General features: G+C 57.1%; 17 protein-coding genes and 1 tRNA gene. 13 read left to right on the plus strand and 5 right to left on the minus strand.

What is annotated here, in order from left to right:
- Positions 1–324: DNA-directed RNA polymerase subunit alpha C-terminal domain-containing protein (locus ABIQ96_RS26330; protein WP_348217650.1), on the plus strand; the 324-nt coding region annotated here is incomplete at its 5' end.
- Between the two features lie 28 nt (positions 325–352).
- Positions 353–841, plus strand: a complete 489-nt coding sequence (gene rplQ / locus ABIQ96_RS26335; protein WP_348217651.1) for a 50S ribosomal protein L17 — start codon at positions 353–355, stop codon at positions 839–841.
- Positions 842–906: 65 nt separating this feature from the next.
- Here the strand turns inward: rplQ and ABIQ96_RS26340 are convergent, their stop codons facing one another.
- Positions 907–1,761, minus strand: a complete 855-nt coding sequence (locus ABIQ96_RS26340; protein ID WP_348217652.1) for an endonuclease/exonuclease/phosphatase family protein — start codon at positions 1,759–1,761, stop codon at positions 907–909.
- A gap of 190 nt (positions 1,762–1,951) precedes the next feature.
- On the opposite strand from ABIQ96_RS26340, the gene ABIQ96_RS26345 reads away from it, so the two are divergent.
- From ABIQ96_RS26345 to ABIQ96_RS26365, 5 genes are all read left to right on the plus strand, one after another.
- Positions 1,952–2,302, plus strand: coding sequence for a nucleotide pyrophosphohydrolase (locus ABIQ96_RS26345; protein WP_348217653.1), 351 nt, complete (start codon positions 1,952–1,954; stop codon positions 2,300–2,302).
- The gene (gene rsmH / locus ABIQ96_RS26350; RefSeq protein WP_348217654.1) at positions 2,299–3,327 is read left to right on the plus strand and encodes a 16S rRNA (cytosine(1402)-N(4))-methyltransferase RsmH; all 1,029 of its coding nucleotides are present in this window, start codon (positions 2,299–2,301) and stop codon (positions 3,325–3,327) included. The genes ABIQ96_RS26345 and rsmH overlap by 4 nt, the downstream gene beginning before the upstream one ends.
- Before the next feature lie 85 nt (positions 3,328–3,412).
- Complete coding sequence (locus ABIQ96_RS26355) at positions 3,413–5,698, plus strand: c-type cytochrome (protein WP_348217655.1); 2,286 nt, start codon at positions 3,413–3,415, stop codon at positions 5,696–5,698.
- A 155-nt stretch (positions 5,699–5,853) separates the two neighbouring features.
- Positions 5,854–7,257, plus strand: coding sequence for a DUF1080 domain-containing protein (locus ABIQ96_RS26360; protein WP_348217656.1), 1,404 nt, complete (start codon positions 5,854–5,856; stop codon positions 7,255–7,257).
- An 18-nt stretch (positions 7,258–7,275) separates the two neighbouring features.
- Entirely contained in the window at positions 7,276–8,676 is a 1,401-nt protein-coding gene (locus ABIQ96_RS26365; protein WP_348217657.1) for a Gfo/Idh/MocA family oxidoreductase, read from the plus strand.
- Here the strand turns inward: ABIQ96_RS26365 and coaD are convergent.
- Positions 8,673–9,167 (minus strand): pantetheine-phosphate adenylyltransferase, encoded by a 495-nt coding sequence (coaD, locus tag ABIQ96_RS26370; RefSeq protein WP_348217658.1) that lies wholly within the window; start codon positions 9,165–9,167, stop codon positions 8,673–8,675. The two genes, ABIQ96_RS26365 and coaD, sit on opposite strands and share 4 nt — an antisense overlap.
- Positions 9,168–9,263: 96 nt before the next feature.
- Between coaD and ABIQ96_RS26375 the strand changes: the two genes are divergently transcribed.
- The 4 genes from ABIQ96_RS26375 (at position 9,264) to ABIQ96_RS26390 (ending at position 14,052) form a co-directional block, all read left to right on the plus strand.
- Positions 9,264–9,337, plus strand: a tRNA-Arg gene (locus ABIQ96_RS26375).
- A 393-nt stretch (positions 9,338–9,730) separates the two neighbouring features.
- Positions 9,731–11,839, plus strand: coding sequence for a PA14 domain-containing protein (locus ABIQ96_RS26380; RefSeq protein ID WP_348217659.1), 2,109 nt, complete (start codon positions 9,731–9,733; stop codon positions 11,837–11,839).
- A 433-nt stretch (positions 11,840–12,272) separates the two neighbouring features.
- The gene (locus ABIQ96_RS26385) at positions 12,273–12,410 is read left to right on the plus strand and encodes a hypothetical protein (RefSeq protein ID WP_348217660.1); all 138 of its coding nucleotides are present in this window, start codon (positions 12,273–12,275) and stop codon (positions 12,408–12,410) included.
- A 139-nt stretch (positions 12,411–12,549) separates the two neighbouring features.
- A complete protein-coding gene (locus ABIQ96_RS26390; protein WP_348217661.1) occupies positions 12,550–14,052 on the plus strand; it encodes a heme-binding protein in 1,503 nt (500 codons plus the stop codon).
- Positions 14,053–14,132: 80 nt separating this feature from the next.
- On the opposite strand, the gene ABIQ96_RS26395 is transcribed toward ABIQ96_RS26390, so the two are convergent.
- Both ABIQ96_RS26395 and ABIQ96_RS26400 read right to left on the minus strand, forming a co-directional pair.
- On the minus strand, positions 14,133–14,570 hold the full coding sequence (locus tag ABIQ96_RS26395; RefSeq protein ID WP_348217662.1) for a cyclic nucleotide-binding domain-containing protein: 438 nt from the start codon (positions 14,568–14,570) through the stop codon (positions 14,133–14,135).
- A 135-nt stretch (positions 14,571–14,705) separates the two neighbouring features.
- Positions 14,706–16,889, minus strand: a complete 2,184-nt coding sequence (locus ABIQ96_RS26400) for an adenylate/guanylate cyclase domain-containing protein (RefSeq protein WP_348217663.1) — start codon at positions 16,887–16,889, stop codon at positions 14,706–14,708.
- A gap of 151 nt (positions 16,890–17,040) precedes the next feature.
- Here ABIQ96_RS26400 and ABIQ96_RS26405 point away from each other — a divergent pair, with 151 nt between their 5' ends.
- The gene (locus tag ABIQ96_RS26405; protein WP_348217664.1) at positions 17,041–17,997 is read left to right on the plus strand and encodes a hypothetical protein; all 957 of its coding nucleotides are present in this window, start codon (positions 17,041–17,043) and stop codon (positions 17,995–17,997) included.
- 21 nt (positions 17,998–18,018) lie between these two features.
- Positions 18,019–20,100, plus strand: a complete 2,082-nt coding sequence (locus tag ABIQ96_RS26410) for a FecR family protein (protein WP_348217665.1) — start codon at positions 18,019–18,021, stop codon at positions 20,098–20,100.
- Between the two features lie 34 nt (positions 20,101–20,134).
- Here the strand turns inward: ABIQ96_RS26410 and ABIQ96_RS26415 are convergent, their stop codons facing one another.
- A complete protein-coding gene (locus tag ABIQ96_RS26415) occupies positions 20,135–21,490 on the minus strand; it encodes a hypothetical protein (protein WP_348217666.1) in 1,356 nt (451 codons plus the stop codon).
- Positions 21,491–21,659: the final 169 nt, after the last annotated feature.

The raw sequence follows: 21,659 nt of genomic DNA on the forward strand, positions 1-21,659 counted from the left end.
CTCAAGAAGCTTCTCAACATGTCGGTCAACGAAATCGAACTCTCGGTTCGTGCCGCCAACTGCCTCAACAACGCGAACATCACCTCGGTGGGCCAACTCGCGATGAAGTCGGAAGCGGAAATGCTGAAGTATCGCAACTTCGGCAAAAAATCCCTCAACGAAATCAAGGACAAGCTCGTCGAGCTCGGCCTCGGTCTCGGAATGTCCTTCGAAGCCTCATTGCTTTCCGGACCAGCAGCAGCATCCCGCGGCCCGCGCCTCGGTGCTGAAGACGAAGCGCCGGTCGGCCTTGCCGATCTGATCGCTCAAAACCTCGACGACTAACACATTTAAATAGAAACGGAAGCACCCGATGAGACATCGCAGCAAAACAGTTAAACTCAAACGCAACGCCTCGCAACGCCGGGCCTTGCTCTCAGGCCTCGCATGCAATCTGATTGAGCATGGCCGCATCAAGACCACATTTGGCAAAGCCAAGGCGCTTCGCCCGGTTGCGGAAAAGCTGATCACTCTCGCCAAGCGCGACGATCTGCATTCCCGCCGCCTCGCGATCTCCTTCCTTCGCCAGAAAGATATCGTTCAAAAGCTTTTCTCCGAAACGGCACCCGCTTCGAAGGATCGCCAAGGTGGCTACTGCCGCATCACCAAGCTCGGCGCCCGCATGAGCGACTCCGCACCGATGGCTATCATCGAGTGGGTTGATCTCCCAGCCGCCGCTGCTGAAGCACCGGTCGAGGAAGTCGCCGCCAAGGAAGAGACTCCCGCGCCTGCCAAAAAGGCCGCTAAGAAAGCCGCCAAGAAAAAGGCTGCTGACGAAGTGGTCGAAGTGGCCGGAGAGTAATCTCTAGCAGCAATCAATTCCGAAAGCCGCCTGCGTTCACCCGCAGGCGGCTTTTTTCATGCGGGTTATTTCGCTGGTGGCAGTGCGTAAACTGTCAGCACCGCAAGATGATCGCTCGGCCAGGTGTTTTTCTTCACCGCGGAGGTGACGCCGGCTTCGGTCCATGCTCCTTCAGTCGCTTCCACTGCCGTGCTGAAAGTGGTGGATCGTGTGACTTTCACCCCGACTCCCATGTGATAGGTGAAATCGATGCGGTCCTGAGGTTCGGTTTCCTTGTGGATCGCGGACCATGTGTTGCCGGGCTCCCGCACCGGATCAGGATGTGCGGTGCGGAACGAATCCGCGAATCCGGCCTGTAGCACCAAGCTGCTGGCGGGCCACGGCACGTTTCCGACATTCCCGTGGAAAGAAGTGCACGCGTCCGTCCAGTCGAGTTGGGAGGGGCCGTTGAAATCTCCTGTTAGGAAAACCGGTGTTTCGGCGGCGCTCGGAAAAAACGGCCGCATCATTTCGAGCATCGACTGCATTTGGGTTTCCCGCGCGCTCTTCCGTTCTTCTTCCAACACGCTGGAGGCTGTGGCACCTGTTTTGGTCGCCGCATACGGACCGTAATAGAGGTAGTCGAGGTGACAGTTGAAAACCACGATATCGCGGCGCGGTTCTGCCGAAATGCGTATCCTGGCACCGGTGAGGCGTTCCATGTCGAAGGATTCGATGATGGGAAATTTGCTAACAAGTTGGGCGGTGCCGGTCGATTTTTCCGTGCAATACCATCCCAGCTCGCTGGCGATCCGTTTGGCAAGCTCGGGCGACGCTTCCTGCAATCCCGCGACGTCCGCCCCTGATTCCCGGATCGACGCGATGCCCTTCCCAAAACCATCGTCCACCTGCGACCAACCTTTCCAGACGTTGTAGCTCATCAAGGTGAAAGAGGGCGAAATGTCCCCGGCGGACGCTTTCGTCACCATCATCGACAACAATAGGGAGCAAACAACGATTCGGGATCGATAAAACATGCTGCATGAACGTTGACCTCGAACAAAATCCATCACAAGCCTGTGCGCGGTCTTTTCAGATGTAAGCCGCCCTGTTTTCCACTAGCCTTCATCCATGAGCGACTCCATTTCCGAGCTTACTTCTCAAATTCAGACTTTCGTGGATGACCGCGATTGGCGGAAATTCCACAATGCCAAGGATCTCGCCGTCGCCATCGCCGCAGAAGCTGGCGAACTCATGCAGCATTTCGTCTGGCAGCAGGAAGAACAGATCGAAAAACGCCTTGAGAAAAACCGTGAGGAAATCGCCTCCGAGATCGCCGACGTCGCCATCCTGCTTTTTGAATTCGCCGATAACCTCGGGTTCAAACTTGGCGATGTGATGCAGGCGAAACTCGCTTATAATAACGTCCGCTACCCGGTTGAAAAATCCCGGGGCAACAACCTGAAATACTCCGAACTTTGAGCGAAGAATTACCAAGACCCCCTCGACGGAAACGCTACAGCGGTAAGAACCCGCGTAATTTCGAGGACAAATACAAGGAACTCAACCCGGAGCGCTACGGCGAGACTGTCGCCAAGGTCATCGCCTCGGGAAAAACTCCCGCCGGTTCGCACATCCCGATCATGGTCGAGGAATGCCTTGATGCGCTCAATCTGCAACCCGGCATGATCGGCGTCGATGCGACCCTCGGATACGGCGGACATGCCGTGAAAATCATTGATCGGATTTCGCCAGACGGAAAACTCGTCGGTCTTGATGTGGATCCCATCGAATTCCCAAAAACCAAGGCCCGCCTGCGTGCGGCCGGTTATGGCGAAGACCGTTTCGTGCCGATCCGCTCCAACTACGCCGGTGTGGCTCGAGCTTTGGCAGGAAAGGGGATCGACACGGTGGACTTCATTTTCGCGGATCTGGGATGCTCGTCGATGCAGTTTGATGATCCTTCGCGAGGTTTCAGTTTCAAGGTCGCCGGGCCGCTCGACATGCGCATGAATCCCGGGCGCGGCCTCTCCGCCGCCGAGTGGTTGTCGAAAACCAGTCCGGCGAAACTCGAACTCGCCCTTCAAGCTCATTCCGACGAACCGCGAGCGGAATCCATCGCGCAGGCTCTCGCCGGAAAAGCATTTGCCGACACGCTCGCACTGGCCCGGGCAATCCGGGAATCCATCCGCGTGAGCGATGAGGACGAGCGTGAATTGACCGTGCGACGGGTGTTTCAAGCGATCAGGATCGCCGTGAATGAGGAGTTCACCGCGCTGGATGCCTTTTTACGAACGCTGCCGAACTGCCTGAAATCAGGCGGCCGCGCGGCGATCCTCACCTTTCATTCCGGAGAAGACCGGCGGGTGAAACAAGCCATGAAAATGGGAATCACCGATGGCCTCTACTCGGAAATGAGTGACGGGATCATCACCGCTGGACCCGAGGAACGACGCCTGAATCCGCGGAGCACCTCTGCCAAACTGCGCTGGGTCACCCGAAAATAGCGTGGTTTGAAAACTGCCGGATGTTGATAAGTTTCAAAAGAGTCGATAAGCATTCGCCGTATCCACTCCAATGCTTTTCCGGTCGTTGATTCTCTTTTCATGCCTCGCGCTGACGGCATTCGCCCAGCAAGGGGATCAAAAAGGAGCCCGGATGGAACCAGTGGTTCCGGAGAACCTCATTCCGCCAAGCCCGGTCCTGTCGGTGAGCGAGGCTTTGAAGTCGTTTCAGATCGCACCGGGATTCGTGATCGAGCCGGTCGCGGCCGAGCCTCTGATAGACAAGCCGGTGTGTTTGGATTTCGACGCCTCGGGACGGATGTGGGTTTGCGAAATGCGCGGCTACATGCCGGACATCGACGGGAAGGGTGAGAAAACCCCCGAAGGCCGGATTGTCATTCTCGAAGACACCGACGGTGATGGTAAGGCGGACAAGCGAACGGTGTTCCTCGACAAATTGCTGCTGCCGCGTGCGATTTCGGTTTTGGAAGACAGGGTGCTTTTCATGGACGAGCACCGCTTGTGCTGGATCAGGCGGAAGGGCGATCTTCCCGAGGGAGAGGCGAAGACGATCCAGACGGACATGATGGAAACGGGCAACGTCGAGCATCGGCCTAACGGACTACTTTCCAATCTCGACAACCGCTGGTATCTGGCAAAATCCGACAGGCGCCTGCGCCGTGACGGCGATGACTGGATCCTCGAACCCACGTCGTTCCGTGGTCAATGGGGAATCGCCTGCGACGACTACGGCCGGCTCTATCACAACAACAATTCGACCCTGCTGTTTGCGGATTTGTTAGCTCCCAATCTGCTTCAGGGGAATCCGGGAGTGAAAATGAAGATCAAGGATTTCGTCCAGCTCGGTGGCAACCGGGTCTGGCCTGCCCGAGTCACTCCGGCAGTGAACCGCGCCTACATGTCCAAGGCTCACGGCTTCGACAGCGACACGCTCGATCCGAAAACTTACAAGCTCGTCAATACAACCGCCTCCGCAGGGATGGCGGTTTATCGCGGCACGAATTTTCCCAAGGAATGGTATGGCACCGCCTTCACCACGGAACCGGTTTGCAACTTGGTCAAGGCCATCCGCATCGTGGAAAAAGATGGAATGCTCAAAGGCGAGCTTCCAATGGGAGAATCGGAGTTTCTCGCATCGACCGATGAACGTTTCCGGCCGGTCAACGCTTACAACGCGCCGGATGGGACGCTCTACATCGTGGACATGTATCACGGGATCATCCAGCACTCGACCTACATGACCAGCTATCTGCGGAAACAGACACTGGCCCGCGGCCTCGAATCCCCGGGTTTCGGGCAGGGACGGATCTATCGGATCCGTGCCGTTAAGGGGGCGATCGAGCATCAGACTAACATCGCCGCGCTCCACGGACTTGATCTGGTGAAAATCCTGATGCATCCCAATGCCTGGCAGCGTGAAATGGCCCAGCGCCTTCTGGTAGAGCGCAATAACGCCGCGGACATTCCGTTTCTCGCCAAGCTCGCCGTCGGAGGAAGCACCATCGCGCGGATTCGTGCGATCTGGACTCTGGAAGGCATGCATGCCTTGAAGGCGGAGAATCTTGTTGCCACAATTCGCGGCAATGATGCGGAGCTCCAAGCCTCCGCGCTCTGGGCGAGCACCCGTCTGCCCGCTGATGAACTCGCAAGGCTTGAATCGATTCTGTTAGCGGCCAAACCGGCGTCTCCCGAAGTAGTTCCCTATCTCGCGCGGGCAATCGGCCCCCTCGGCACCGACAAGGCGTTCGGACGTCTCTCGGAGTTGCTCAAGTCCGATGGCGCATCCCATTTCGTCCGCGAGGCGGCGATTTCCGGATTGGACCATCATGAAATCGCTTTTCGTGACTCGCAGATGAAGGATTCCAAAGACAAGGATTTCCTCGCGTGGCTCGAACAGGGCAGCAAGGATATCAAAGCGGGGACTCCCTCGGATTCCGGATTGAAAGGCGACGAACTCGCCTCGTTCCAACGCGGCAAGGCCATGTTTCACGGTGAAGCCGCCTGCTTCGGTTGCCACAGTGCCGATGGGGCCGGCATGCCCAATCTCGGCCCGCCCTTGGACGAATCGGAGTGGGTGACGGGTAAGCCGGAAACTCTCGTTAAGATCCTGCTGCACGGGTTGACCGGTCCCGTCACGGTGGATGGGGAAACCTACTCGCCGAATGCCGACATGCCCGGACTCGGAATGAACCCCGCCATCACTGATCAGACCATCGCCGATCTCGCGACCTACATTCGGAACGAATGGTCGAACAAGGCGGCTCCGGTTTCCTCATCCTTGGTCAAGCAGCAGCGTGCGGCGACCAAAGACCGCGCCGGCCATTCCTGGACCGCGAAAGAACTCATGAAATAGGTCCACGTTTCCGGGAAACGGTGTTATCACACGAATGTGTTGTTTCCTTGATCACAGGTTCCGCTACAAATCGCGCGTTTACGGGAGTTCCTGCAAGAACCCGAACCTGATTCCGTATCCACTCCTCCTATTGGGCCGAAAAAACCTGCAAGCACATGAATTATCTCCGCTCTTCTTTGATTCTGATTTCCGCGTGCACCACTGCGATGGCTGCCGACGGTTGGTCGGACCTCTTCAATGGAAAAGACCTCGATGGATGGGTCCAGCGGGGAGGCAAGGCCGTTTATGCCATTGAGGACGGATGTGTGGTCGGGACATCGACATTGAACACATCTAACTCCTTCATGTGCACCGGTCGCGATTACGGTGATTTCATCCTCGAATACGAATTCAAGGTGGATCCCCGTTTGAACTCCGGCGTGCAGATCCGCAGCCAGAGTTCCTCGTCTTCGGAAGAACTGGAATGGGACGGCAAGAAAATCAATATTCCTGCCGACCGTGTGCATGGATATCAGATAGAAATTGATCCGAACCCGAAACAAAACCGCTGGTGGACCGGCGGCATCTACGACGAGGCCCGCCGTGGCTGGCTTTATCCTGGAATTCTCGGAGGGGAGGGGAAACAGTTTGGCGACCAGGGGCGCAAGATTTTCAAACAAGGCGATTGGAACAAGGTTCATGTCGAAGCCATTGGTGACTCGATTAAAACCACCCTTAACGGCACGCCATGCGCTTCGATCAAGGACTCGATGACGCCGTCCGGTTTCATTGCGCTCCAAGTCCACGCGATCGGAAGTGACAAGAGCGTGGAGGGATCCCAAGTCCGCTGGCGGAACATCAGAATCAAGGAAGTGAAATCTTCCGCACTGATCGAAGCTCCCGCTCGGAATGCCCTCACCGCGGCGGAAAAGGCCGCGGGCTGGACGTTGCTGTGGAATGGCAAGACCAGCGAAGGCTGGCGCAGCGCTCACGGTCCGGATTTTCCCAAGGCGGGTTGGAAAATGGAAGATGGCATCCTCAGCATCAACGAAACCGGCGGTGCCGAGTCCGCCGCGGCCGGTGATATCATCACTGATAAAAAGTATTCCGATTTCGAACTCAGCGTGGATTTCAAGATCACTCCGGGCGCTAACAGCGGCATCAAGATTTTTGTCGATCCCTCGATCAACAAGGGCGAAGGATCCGCCATTGGGCCTGAATTCCAAATCCTCGACGACGTGCGTCATCCGGATGCCAAGCTTGGCCGCGACGGCGACCGCACGATCGGCTCTCTTTATGACATGATCACCGCGCCGGCGACCAAGAAGGTCAATCCCATCGGCGAATGGAACAACGCCCGCATCCTCTCGGAAGGCAAGCACGTGACGTTCTGGCTGAACGGCGTAAAGACCGTCGAATTCGAGCGCGGCTCGAAAGAATGGCGCGATCTGGTGGCGATCAGCAAATACAAGATCTGGCCGAATTTCGGCGAACTGCCGGAAGGCCATATCCTGCTCCAGGACCACGGCAATCAGGTGTTCTATCAGAATATCAAAATCCGCGACTTCGCAAAAAAATAATCCTCACCCTATCAACCCATGCACCCACGTCGCCACTTCCTCAAAACCGCCATCGGCGGCACCGCCGGACTGATCGCTTTGCCGTCCATCTTTCCCGGCTCGCTCTTCGCCGCCGACTCTCCTAACAAACGCGTCCAGGTCGCCCAGATCGGCTGCGGCCGGATGGGCATGGAAGACATGGGCAATGTGCTCAATGTCTCGCTCGCCCGCGTCGTTGCTGTTTGCGATCTCGACACGAAGCGCTCGGCGGAGGCCAAACGCCGCATTGAGGAATTCTACAAGAAAAAGGGCGAATCCGTCGTCGAGGTGAAGGTTTACAGCGACTACCACGAGCTGTTGGCGAATTCATCCATCGACGCCGTCGTAGTCAGCTTGCCGGACCATTGGCACGGCATCGCCGCCTCCGAGGCCGCCATCGCCGGCAAGCATATCTATTGCCAGAAGCCGCTCACCTATAACATCGCCGAGTCCATCGCCCTGCGCTCGGTCGTTAAGGCGAAAAAAGTGATCCTGCAGACCGGTTCGCAACAGCGTTCGGAAAATCCTTTCACAGCCTTCCGCCCCGCCAGCGAGGCGGTGCTGAACGGACGCCTAGGAAAGCTGAAGACCATCCACATCGGCATCGGACTGGATAAGCCCAAAGGCGTTCCCTTCACCCCTATGCCGGTGCCCGCGAATTTCAACTACGACCGCTGGCTCGGCCCCGCGCCGCAGCAGGATTACAACGAGTTTCACTGCCATCCGCAGAACAGTTTCGCCGACCGTCCCGGCTGGATCACCACCGAGGACTTCGGTCTCGGCATGATCACCAACTGGGGAGCCCACCACATCGACATCGCTCACTGGGCGATGGGGCAGCAGTTAGGCGGACCGTCCGTCATCGAGGCGAAGGCGGACTTCATGAAAAACGATGTCTGGACCGTGCATCAGCACTACCACGTCGAGATGCTCTATCCGAATGACGTCCGCGTCATCCTCGACGACAAGCTGGAAAACGGTTTGAAATTCGAAGGCGAGGAAGGCTGGATTTTCTGCACTCGCGGTGCGGTCAAAGTCACCGCCAGCGATGGCAATGCGCCTGCCGGTGATGGAAAGAGCGCCCTCCGCGCCAGCAAGGAAAGCCTGCTTTCTCCTCTCGGCAACGATGCGAAACGCTGGATGCCCAGCAAGGACCACAAGACCAACTGGATCGAGTCCATCATCGCCAATCGCCAGCCCATCGCCCCGGTCGACGAGGCGGCCCGCAGTCTGCAAGCCTGCGCCGCCGCATGGATCGGCATGAAACTTGGTCGGAAGGTCACTTGGGATGTTGCCACCGAATCCTTCCCCGGCGATGCCGAAGCCAACGCCCTACGCAGCCGCAAGCCGCGCGGCGCCGAGTACGATATCGACGCCATCCTGAAAAAGGCCGGAATCTAAATCGTCCCGCCGCGTGCCGCCAGCGCTTGGAAAACCGACTCCGGCACGTAGCGGCGCACCGTGTCTTCCCAACCTGTCGGTCCGGTGAGACCCTTGATCATGTTCGAGGAAAGCTCGGCGATATCGCGCGGCGGCATTAGGAAAACCGTGGTGATGTCGGGTGCCATATCCGAGTTGATGTGGCGCATCACCCGCTCGTATTCGTAGTCGTTTGGCGAGCGGATGCCGCGCAGGATGTATTTCGCATCCATTTTCTTGGCGTAGTCCACCAGGTAGCGGTTGTCGAAATGGGCGATCATCAGTCTTTCGCTCGCGGCCGTGGAAGCCCGCAACATTTCAAGCCGTTCTTCGACGCTGAACGAATAGTGCTTCGACGGATTACTGCCGATCGCGACGATCAGGTGATCGAACATTTCCAGCCCCCTCTCGATCATCCAGAGGTGGCCGTTGGTGGGAGGGTCGAAGGAGCCGGCGTAAACCGCGGTGCGCATGGCCGGAGCCTAGGAGGGAATCCCGATGGCCGGAAAACAAATTCCACGCGGATTTTGACAACCAGCCCCGCTGCCGTTTAAAAGCCCCCGACACAAGCGCTCGTAGCTCAGTTGGATAGAGCATCCGCCTTCTAAGCGGACGGTCACTGGTTCGAATCCAGTCGAGCGCGCTTTTTGAAAATAAGAGACTTATGAATAATCAGAGTCTAGCAAGTTGACGGGTAGCGTCTCGTGCGACCTCAAACTGGCCCTTCCTCACCGGATTTCCTACGCAGATTTGCGGTCGACTTCGCCGCAGCTTGCAAGACGCGATTGCCTCCAAACGCGAGCAGTTGGCAGAGTCTTCCATCGCCAAATATGCGCTGCAATTCTCCCATATCCGTCATTGATGGCTTGAGATCAGGGACCGATCGCTGGATTCTGTCCCCGCTTTGGGGACTATCCAATTGTCGCTTCCGGGCTGAGCTTCGGGAACTGGCGTTGGCGTGCAGGCAGGTAGCCCTCACGTCCAATGTTCTTTTCCAGAATAGAAGGATGGCTTCAGTCACTGGGAAAAAACGACGATGAACCGAGGACTACTCATTATAAGCAGGGTTTTTTTACCGATGATGATCGGGAGTTCGTTGGCGGCTGCGGCACCGGTCATGCTTCAGGCGAAGTCCGCTAACGGGCAGACGCTGGAGCAAGTTCCAGTCCAGGCGAATGGCCGCAGCACCCGCGCATGGAGTTGTGACGAACAGTCCGGGGAATTGACGTTCAGAGCGGTCACTCAGGTTGCGATTCCTGCCGACGGCGTCCTCTATCTGAAAGTCGCGTATTTGGACGAAGGCTACGGCAGGCTGAATGTCCAACTCATCCCGGATGGCGAAAAGCCAATCAAGCCGGACCGGTTTCTCGGCTGCCAGCGGACGAATTCCGGCAAGGTGGTCTCCGCCCTGATGCGGATGAACGGGATCCGGGTTTCGGAAAACGGCGGAATTTCGGTCAGGGTCGGGATCGAACGATCGGCGGGCGTGAAGCTCGCCATAGGGGGTGTTAGAGTGCAGGACACTGCGTTCGAGGAACCGAATTTCCAATACGTGATTTCAGACCCATGGAATGGTCCATACCGGGGAGCCCGTGTGAAGCCTGCGGATAACAGCACCTTGAAAGGCAAAGTGATGACGGGCTATCAGGGATGGTTCCGCACGCCGAACGACCCCGACGGGAGGGGATGGGTGCATTGGGGAAATATCCAGGAAGGCGAGTTTACCACCGACATGTGGCCGGATGTCTCGCAGTATTCGTCGTCTTCGCTAGAGAAGGCGGCCGACGTGAAATTGAAAAGCGGCGCGCAGGCCTATCTGTTTTCCTCGGCTTGGCCGGGAGTGGTGGACACGCATTTCCGCTGGATGCGCGAGCACGACATCGACGGCGCGTTCCTCCAGCGATTTGTGTCGGACGATTTTAACTCGATCAACGGCCGGCCGGAGTGGGTGTTGGCAAACGTGCGTGCCGCCGCCAATCGCGAGGGGCGGATCTGGGCGGTGGAATACGACGTCAGCGGCTATCCGGACGCCAAACTGCTAGAAACACTCAAGACCGACTGGAAGTGGTTTGTGGATCGCTTCCATGTCCTCGATGATCCCAACTATGCGCGTGAAGGAGGCAAGCCGGTGGTCTTCATTTGGGGGCTGCCATTCCCTAACCGGAATATCTCGCCGGAAACGGCCAATGCCGTGGTCGATTTTTTCAAGAACGATCCCAAATACGGCGGAAACCACCTCATCGGCGGGATTCCGGGAAACTGGCGGGAAATGGCTGCGCCGTGGCAGGATCATTTCAAGAAGTATGACGGCGTTCTCTCATGGATGTCGCAGTCGTATGCCAAGGATATGGCGGACTTTGGGAAACTCGGGCTCTCTTACCATGCGCATGTGATGCCGGGGTTCTCATGGGCCAATCTCAAACACCTTCCGTCTGGAGATCCGACCTTGGCCTACACACCGCGCGATGGCGGCCAACATTACTGGAACCAGCTTTCCAACGCCGCCAAGGCCGGCTCGGACCGGATGTTTGTCGGAATGTTCGACGAGTATGACGAAGGCACGGCCATCATTCCGATGAGCGACGATTCACCGCCGACGCCGAAGAGAGCGGGAGTCGCAGCGACCTTTTACAACGGCCCCAACGCCCAGGAGCAGGGAAGATTCGTCCGCTTGCCGCGGGCCGAACTCGAACTGGGAACCACCGCTCCCCACAAGGGAATTTCCGCGGAGAACTTTTTTGTCCGGATGGGAGGTAGGATTACTTTTCCGGTGGCGGGGCAATACACGTTCTCGATCGAGGGAGCTCCGGGCGATGATGTGGAGTTGTTTTTCAATGGGGAAAAAGTCTTAGTGGCAAATCACCTGAACGGGGCGGCGACCACGCCGAAGGCCATCGCTGTTAGTGAGGGGGCGTCCGTGGACTATCGCCTGGATTATCGCCACCGCACGGGCAAAGGGTCCCTTCGTCTTCTGTGGGAATGTCAGGATCGGCCGCGCCAACCGGTGCCGCCGGAGGCATTGCAGGACGCCTGGGGGCGCTTTATCACCAACGAAGGCAAACCATCCGACTGGTGGCTGACGCTTACCCGCATGGGCAAAGAGATGATGAATCGGAAGCGCAAGGTGGATTCTCCAATGCCGTGAGCAACGCCCCTTCATTTCATCGGGCCCTGTCCATGAATGGCGGATCCTTGTCTCCAGCGCCGCGCGCCTAGGAGAACCGGCCGGGCGTTGCGGTTGCCGTCAGTCCGGCGTGCAGCTCTAACCGTGAATCGTTAAATGCCCTTTCACTGATGATTGCAATCGTTGGCGATTGCCGTCGGGGCAATTGCTGCGGAGAAGTTGGGGTCGTCGGTCTTTATCAACCGGCGACCCTATGAGTCCGGAGAAAACCCATTAACTCCGGAAATTCTTCAGCCCACTGTGGCTGAACATAGCATTCGGAAAATCCGGAGAAGTGTATAGTCCCCATAATGGGGACAGCGAACGGCAGAATGGTGAAGAGCGCTCACCTGCAGGGGGGCAACTCAATTGCATCAACGCATCGCTGCCTGTATGGCCAAACACCGCGCCCGCCATGCGGAGCAAACAGCACACGACCGCAGAAGAATGGGCGAGCAACGATCTGGTGGAGAGTTTTCTCAACATGGGCATCGGGCGGGACTCCGAACTTCCAGAGCAGATAAAAATAGGGAATGCGGCCCAATCCGACTGACCCGAAGGAGTGCGGGTCCGAAACTTGTTTCCGAATTAGACGTTGCCTCGGGATGCTTGTTCTTCATTGTTGGTTGGTGAACCGGTGTCTCATTTCACTACTGGCTGCCCTGCTGATCCAAACGGTTTTCGCTTCCGGCATGACGTCGAACGAGGTGGCTCGTGTTCTAGCCCAGGCGATTTCCCGCGCGGAACAGATTGAGCCGCATGCGGTCATCGCAGTGGTGGATCGTGAGGGGTTCGTGCTCGGCGTCTGGAGCATGGACAGTGCGCCCAAATCCAAGGCCGTGCAGGACGCGATTACCAAAGCCGGCACAGCGGCTTTTCTGAGCAGCGATCAGAACGCCTTCACCTCGCGCACGGCCGGGTTCATCGTGCAGCAGCATTTTCCGCCCGGGGTTCGCAATCGTCCGAACGGTCCGCTTGTTGGGGTGAATTTCTCCAGCCTTTCGTTTACCGACGTGAATCGCTTTAAAAATCCCAACGTCGGACACGTCGCCGATTTCACCAGCGGCACCAACGGCGCGGCCATTGCCGGCGCGGCTCCCTTGACCGGCCTCGCGGGATCTCCCGGCGGCGTGCCTCTTTTCCGTGCCGGAAAATTGATCGGCGGAGTGGGGGTAGCCGGCCGGACCCGTGCGCCCAAGGTCAGCCCTTTTTCGGCCTTGGCAGATATCCAGACCGAGGAGCAACGCTACGACCCGGATGAAGACGTGGCTCTGGCGGGTCAGCTCGGGTTCCAACCCTCTGCGACGATTTTCGGCTCACGGGTGTTCATTGATGGAATCCGCGTCCCCTACGTGAAAAGCGGCACGCAGTTAGGCAATGTCCAATCGCTCGGCTCGATTGGAAGCAGTGTTGCTGCCTACCGTCGTGTGGGCTCGCCCGTCGTTGCCTATCCGACCGGCATGTTCGGGGGGCAAACCTGCGAGATTCGGGCCCCGATCATCGGCGATCCCGAGGGCGGCAAAATTCATGGCCAGTCCCGACTGACCTCGACAGAGGTGGCCAACATTCTTTCCCAAGCTTCGGCCCGGGCGAAAATCACACGCGGTGGCATTCGTTTGCCAAGCGGGCAGGCGGCGCAAACGTTTATCACCGTGGTGAACAATCCTGCCTCGAAAGACACGGCACCGGCCATTCTTGGTACTCTTCGCACGCCTGGGGCGACCATTTTCAGTTGGGACGTGGCGGCCCAAAAGGCGCGAACGGCGGTGTTCTTTTCCGATGACACGAGGGCTTTCTCGTCGCGAACGGTGGGCTTCCTCGCGCAGCAGTTTTATCCGCCAGGGATCGCGGGTACTGCACCCGGCCCATTCTACAGCTTGCAGGAACGGTATTCGTTGCTGCCGGCGGGGGTGAAGAATCCGTTGAATGACGTTGTGCTGACCGACTCGCTCACGGCCCCCAATCCCTATTTGCCTAACGGAATCACGATTTTTCCCGGAGGCTTTCCACTCTATCGGAACGGGGTGATGATCGGCGCGATCGGTGTCAGTGGCGACGGCATCGATCAGGACGACCTCATTGCCGCTGCCGGCACCGTCGGTTTTGTGGCACCCGAGAGCATTCGCGCCGACCGGCAGAAATACCAAGGGGCACGGCTGCCATATGCGAAATTTCCGCGCGATCCGGATTTGTAGGCGGGAGACGCTACGGGTCTAACAATGTCGGAAACACGGCGACTCTGCAAATGGAGCGCTGCAAGCGGCACTCGATGCGATTACTCGCCAGCTTTCCAGAAATCATGAAACGAAGCCTTCGTCTCGGAGTCAACGAGCTTGGCATTCATGGCGCGAATCCGCTTGGCGGAAAGACCCAGCAGCCCTTGCATGAGCTGGACTCCACCTTGCGGATCCGCAGCGAAAAATGCCCCGAGTTCCTCACCCGTAATCCGCCAGATGAGACATTCGCTGCGGGCAATGACGGAAGCGCTGGCACTGGCCGCGTCGAAGACATTCACCTCGCCGAGGGAATCACCTGCTCCCAGTGTCGCGACCAAAAGCGATCGTTCGCCCGCCGCAGTCACCACATGCAGCATTCCGGATAGAATGAGATGCAGGCAATTTTGGGCGGCTCCTTCTTCAATAAAGACGTCACCATTTTCCGGTCGGAGGAAAGATCCGAACGATGTTAGAAACTCGCGATGGGATGATTCCACTTCAGTGAGGAAACCGACGGCTGGCAATTCTGTGTTAAGGGACGAAGAACTCATTGGGTATTAACCGCGGATACTGACCAGCTTCGATCATCATGGCCAGTCAGAAAATGGGGCGCTGGAATTCAGATCGAGCGGTCACTTCTTGGTCATCGTGTAAACCCCTTCCCAGGATTCAGGCGGGTTTTTCGCCATGTCGCTGGAACGATTCACGAAGACGCAGGTCAGGTAGTCATCCATGCCGCCGTCCATCGCTTTTTGGAAGAGCTGCAAGGCTTCGTCAAACCGGCCATGGCGGTAGCAGCGCATCGCTTCCTCGAAGTGTTCGAGTCCTGGCGGCGGAGTCATTTCGCATGGTCCGAGCACGGTGAAAACCTCCACAGGCTTGGTTTTTCCCTTCACCCGGAGGAGATCCACCGAGCGGCAAACGAATCGTGATACCACGCGCTGCTGCACCACATCGCTGATCAGCAAATCGATCCCATACTCCTTGGTCGCGCCTTCCAACCGCGAACCCAAGTTCACGCAATCGCCAATGGCGGTTAGTTCCGCCCGCTGCTGGGAGCCAATTTCGCCGACCACCGCCTCGCCTTGGTGAATGCCGATCCCGATGGCCAACTCGGTGATGTTCTTTTCGCGCCACCGCTTGTTTAAAGCAGCCAGTTCATTTCGCATGGCCAAGGCTGCGTCCACCGCTTGGCAGGCGTCATCCGCCAGTTCAGCTTCCCGGGAATCATTGCGGAAGCGTCCCCATACCGCCATCATGGCGTCTCCGATGAATTTATCGACAGCACCTTTCCGCTGAAAGACGACCGCGACCATCCGCTCGAAATACTCGTTGAGTTGCGTCACCATTTGCTGGGCGGTCAACTGCTCGCTCATGCTGGTGTAGCCGCGGATATCGGAAAAGAGGATCACAATGCAACGGACCGCTCCTTGCCGGATCGAGTGATAGGTTTCCGGGTGTTGGACGATTTGTTCCGCGACGTCAGCGGAGTGAAAGCGCATGATCGAGCGTTTCAGAGCCTGCTTTTGGCGCTGCTCCAACAGGAAGTCGTAGGAGAGTCCGCAAATGCCGATCATTCCAAAGGCAAGTATCGGAGTGCTGGCGTTGACGACCAGCGCGGCATGGTTGAACAACAACATCTGACCGATGAAGGCGAGCATCACCGTCCCGAAAAGGACTCCGGTAACGAGAACAGGCCGTTGAAATCTCGAAATCAAAAACCAAGCCAGCATTGACGCCGCAGCGATCGATACGGGCGAAAACCACGATGGCATCCCGCGCAACAACTGCCCGGCTTTGGCTGCGGCATAGACATGGGCATGAATCTCCACTCCGGCAATTTTCCCAACAGGAGTCGTTTGGAAGTCCTGTTGCTGGAGGGCGACAGTGCCCAGAAAGACCGTTTTTCCGGCGAAGCTCTTCCCGGAACCATAGTTGCTCTCCCAGAGCGAGGGGACGAAAATTTCGTGCAGCGAAATCGGTGGGTAATTCGTCGAGTCGCCGAAGCGCACATAGTGGAAATCGGAGTCGTTCGGGAGGCATTGACCGCGGTTTTGAGACAGCAGGGTGGAGGCGGCGAACGAGTGCAGCGTTTTTTCGGGCTGAGCGGGATCCAGATCATATCGAAAGCGCGCTTTCCGGATCACTCCGTCCGTGTCGGGCCAGTAGGAAACCAAGCCGATGCGTTTGTCCGGAGGCCACGTTTGTGCAATCAGGCTCTCGTCAGGAAACTGGATGCTTTCATTTTCACCGTTTTGGATTCCGCGCGTGACGACATCTGCGGCGAGGATGACGTGATCCCGGTATTTATCCAAGCACCGCCGCAAGACTTCGTCTCCTTCAGGGTGGCGTCCCGAGGGGGCGGGGAAGATCAGATCGATCACGATGGTCTGCGCACCTGCGTCCACCAATCGCTCGATGACCCGGGCATAGACCTCGCGGGACCATGGATATACCTCGTTCATCAATTGGAGCGGACGGGAGCCTTCGATGTCCTCGGGAAAGGCGCGGGAGTTCTCCAGTGAAAGGCTGGCTTCATCGATGCCCAGCACGACCACGTCAGGGTCCGCGGGCGTTTTTGCTCCGAATGTATGGACAAAATCATAGACGTCCCATTCGAGATGCTTGAGCGGCTGGGAACTGGTAATGGCAAGGGATCGATAGACGGGCTGGGTTTCGGAGTCTTCAGAGGCAGACAGGGTCCAGTCGTCAAGGTGCCTCGCCAGCATCAACATTCCGCCGATCACGATGGCGATCGTTGCGAGCACAAAACTACGTTTCTCGCGGGTTGTCCCCCGGAACAGGCGGCTCGTCATGGGCCTAGTTGAAACTGCGCCCCTGATCGGTCAATCGTTTTGTGGACTCAGTGTATCAAGGAGGAACTAACCGCCCGCAGAATATCAGCGAAATTTTACTGGCTGGCCCTTGTGATTATTTGGTAGTCTTCGGGTCATTCACTAAAGATCCATGAGCCGTTTCCCCTATTGTCCCATCGCTATTTTGGCACTGGCCACCGCGCTACCTTCCGGGGGAGCCGAACCCATCGATCCCACGCGTTTGGGCGAGGGGGTTCGACCGCTTGGGATACCTCGGTTGCTGGATGAGACGGATCCCACGGAACTCGGAGTGGCGGATGAAAATGAGTTTGCTCCGGAATCTGAGGGCGACGACGACATTGGGCAGCAATTGATCCTGAAAGACATGGAACGGGTAAGATGGCTCAACGCACAGGCGGATACCTTTTCGTTCTGGACGGATAACCCGGCCAATCTTTCCTCGGGCGGGGACTCCGACGTCTTTTGGGGGAGCCAAGTCAGTCTTGGAGCCCAGCCCCGCCTGACAGAGCGGCTTTTTCTCGACGCTTTCGTCAGCCAGCAGGTGTACCGGTATAATGACAACAGCTTTCTCGACTATGAATACCTGCAGGCCAGCCTCGGGTTGATCTATTTGGAGCCCCGCCTCGCAGACTCCATTCTTTTTGTGCAGGGGCAATTTGGCCGCACGACCGACAATGACTTCGGTCAGGGTGTGCTTGATAGCTTCTCGCTCCTCGGCGGCATTCAGAAAACCGTGCTGATCGATCATCGAAACAGCCTTCACTTCAACGTGATGGGGGATTGGGACGTCGCAACCGATGTTGACAGTCTCGAGCATGCCGAATACATCGCCGATTTTAGCTATCGATTCAAAATCATGCGCGATCTTGTTGTGTCCGCATCGTATCGCTTTACCTGGTTCGACTACTACAACGTGGACCGCGCCGACGGGCTGAATATCGCGGGAGTTTATCTAACTTATTCGCCTTACAAGTGGATGGACATCTATGCGGGATCCACATTCAACATCAATAACTCGAACGTGGATGCATTCGACTATGAGTCCACTAATGTAGGTGGCGGCTTGGGCCTCCGGATTCATTTCTAAACTTTTCAAAAACCAACCATCATGAAGACTTCAATTCGATTAATCCTCTGGTTGTCAGGCTTTGCCGCCGGCTCCGCGTGTGCGGCGCCGTTGAGTGAAGGCGAGCTCACCAAGGTAATCAACGATGTGAAAATCCTGCCGGTTGAGGCCAGCCCGCTTCCCGCGACGCCTGGAGCCCGGATCAGCGGTAAAACGGCCGTCTCCACCGGCGCGCAATCCCGCGCGGAACTCAAGTTTACCGACAAGACCCTGACCCGCGTGGGAGCGAATTCGATTTTCCGGATGGATACAAAGTCCCGGACCGTGGATCTGCAAAAGGGCGTGATTCTGCTGCAGGTTCCGAAGCAGTTAGGTGGTGCGACGATCCGCACCGCGGCAGTGACGGCAGCCGTGACCGGCACGACCGTGATGGTCGAGTACACGCCCGATGGTTTCATCAAGATCATCGTCATTGAAGGAGAAGTGGACGTGTGGTTGAACGAACATCGTGGCCAGTTCAGGACCTTGAAAGCCGGAGATATGTGGATCACCCGGGCGGACGACAAAAAGAGTCTTCCCCTGGCGGTTCAGATAGATTTGGAGCGATTGCAAATGACTTCGAAACTGCTGAACACCGCGGAGTTTGACCGGATCGGCAATGAAAAATATGTAAAGGAAGCACTGGCGGATCAGCGTAAAAAGAAAGACCACGGTGAGTTGATAGATACCGCGTTCCAGATTCAAGGGCGGGGCAGGAACGTGACTCTGCTGCTGGGGGACCGCGAACATATCAGCACCCCCGTTCCGTCCAAGCCATCGCCTCACTATCCGCCTATGCCACCCGAGCCGCCGGTACAGCGGCCTACAAAGGCGATCAATATCGCAGGCACAACGGTGTTCGACAATGCATCGACCATCGACACCGCTTCCACGTCGAATGCCTTCAATTCCGGGCCGGGCGACTATATTGACTTGCCAGGAACTGAATATCGGCCCGCGGAGGATGATGTTTTCGGCACTTACGCGTTTGATGATCCGGCGGCATTTCCCGGGCTGGACCAGGTCCTCGCAGACAGAAAATCGTGGTATGTTTTGAAAGGTGACGAAATCTATCTTTCCGGCAATCCCTTGGTGAACTCCGGGAGTGCTATCCAGAACGTGATTTTCGGAGCGACCGGCAATATTACTTTTTCTTCCAACACGCCATTCGAAGGAGCCCAACTTCCGACAGGGGACACATGGACTCTGGACGATAACATCCGTTCTTTGGTGTTCGCATCGCTTTCCGGTTCGATCAATTTCGATAACTTCAATCTGATGGGCTCCAGCCAATCTGTGGAGCTCTATGCGAACGGTCTGTCGTCGGATGTGTTCATCATCGGAGAACAATTGGCTCAGATCAGTGTGCCGGATGGAAACTTCAAAGCTGTCGCCGGTCGGAACATTGAAACTGCCGGGGCTTCCATTGAGGCCCAGACGATCAAACTATCCGCCGGAGGAAATATCGCCGTGGGAACGGAGGCGAGCCGGCCGGTCAACCTCACCGCGTCCAAGTCGATCAGTCTAAAAGCAAAACAAAGCATCCAGATCACCAGCAGTTCCCAGCTCCGCAGCTTGTCACAACTGGGCAATGCCACCGTCCTGATTGATGCTTTAATCGGCAATGTCGATGTCTCCCAAAACTCAACGGTGGACGCCGATGTTGTGAAGGTGGCTTCCCATCAGGGCGACATTTCACTCAAGGACTCGACGGTCTCGGCGCGGGAAATCAAGGCCCGTGTCTTTAGTACCGGTGGAATTCTTCTGATCAGCGATGCGATCCTCGGCCACGGCACGAAAGCTTCGGATTTGATCCGGCTCTATGGCGAAGGCTCGCAGGGCGTTCGCTTTGTGGGTGACACCACCTTGCGGGGCACCCAGGTGGACATCGCGGGAACCACGGTGCAGATCGATCCTAACAGCCAGGTTCGACTCTTGAATCCCGGGGGGACGACCGTTTATTCCAACTTCCACCTATACAACGATGAGGTCCACGGGAATTTCGTGAACATCGGCGATGGGACAGGACAGGTCGGCCCGGTCCAAGTGAACCAGCAGCCCTACGTCAACCGACCACACTACTGAGGGTGGCGGAATTCGGACAGCGACTAGCTTTTCATCAACTAAGAAACTCGCGGAATCGGTCCTTTCGTGCGACCGCGATCTGGGAGATCGCCGTGGCGACATCGCTCACCACCTCACGCGGGAGGACGGCAAGGAACCATCTCCAGTCTTGTTTTCCGGCGTGCACCTCACTGGCCCGGCGTATCAGTTCTTGAATCCCATCGGTGCCTAACAGTTCGTAAAGGTAGGCCACCAACGACGATGAAGCGGTATCGAAGCGGCTGGCGCTGACGCGACTGTGCTTCAGAACGCGCAGCACCTCCACGTTCAGCGGAGACGGAGCGGAATTCGTTGAAATCTCCGTGTGATGCAGGAAATCGTGAATCTTGGTCTGCCCCGAATCCATTGCCCCGGTAAAGTAGGAGATGGGTCCGTCTCCACCGGTGAGTTGGGCCAAAGCTTCCAAAACCAGCATGGCGGCGATGGTCGCTCTCAAATACTCCGACGCGCTGCGCAGGTTGTTTTCCGCGCGTTGGACCAAGGCTTGGAATTCTTCATCACCGGGCGTGGTGCCGTGCCGCCGGAAAATCACGCGGGGATCCAGATTGGATAGAAATCCTTCCACTCCGACCAAGGCCTCGCGGTAGCTCCGGATGGTGCACGTACCCACCTTATGGAATTCCGGATTGGTTTCGAGCAGGAGCTGCCAGGTATTCTCGAGGAATTTGCCGAGGTCGGGCTGGCCAAAACTCCCAACATCCGCATTGGATATCCGGATCGCGAGAATCCGGATATTGTCGATTTCCCCTTCCGTCAGAGCTGTGTTTGCCCTTAGCAGGCATCCCAAGCGTTTTCCCAATAGTTCGTCAGGTGTCATCCCTTGAACAGTCACGCGGAATGGAATGGTGGCCTCGATGCAGGCTGCCACGGCCCACAGGTCCTTCAATTCAAGGAATTTGCACAACTCCCGCACGGCGAGCACTGCGCTGAGATACTCACTCAGACCGCCATTGTGCCGCAATTCCTCCCCGGGACTGAATCCGAAAATAGTGGCAAGTTCCGCGGTGAGCTCATCCGGCGAATTGGTGAGGAAAATCTTTTCGCCGCGATGCACCACCACGTTGCCAATCCGGTCGTTCACGTTTGGGGGAAATCCGCCGTCCACGTGGAAATAGACGATGTCATGGTAAATCGCAGCAAGCTTCGCGAGCGCAGGCAGGCCTTCGGCGACCTTGAAGAGGTGCGAAAGATCGTGATAATCCCGGGAGCGGCTTGTCATTGCCTGGAAGACCAGGAAGCTTGCCGATTCGATTTCCTCCGCACTGAGGGCGACTCCCCGCCCTCCACGCACTTCCTCCAATGACTCCGCCAGCAGTCGCGCCAAATTCGAGACCGTAGCGGACTGAGTCATCTAATTCAAAGCGTAGGAATTCCACCTGCATTGCCAAGTAATTTGTTGGAGATCACCTGGTGGGTGAAACGCAATGATTTGGAGGGTAAAAACATCTTTCAGGGCGGATTCCGCCAAAGTCTCGATGGTGCCATAAAATAACTTGGCGGCGGCAGGCGACTTGATACGT

Origin of the sequence: Luteolibacter sp., from assembly GCF_039920825.1 — a bacterium.
Taxonomy (GTDB): domain Bacteria; phylum Verrucomicrobiota; class Verrucomicrobiia; order Verrucomicrobiales; family Akkermansiaceae; genus Luteolibacter.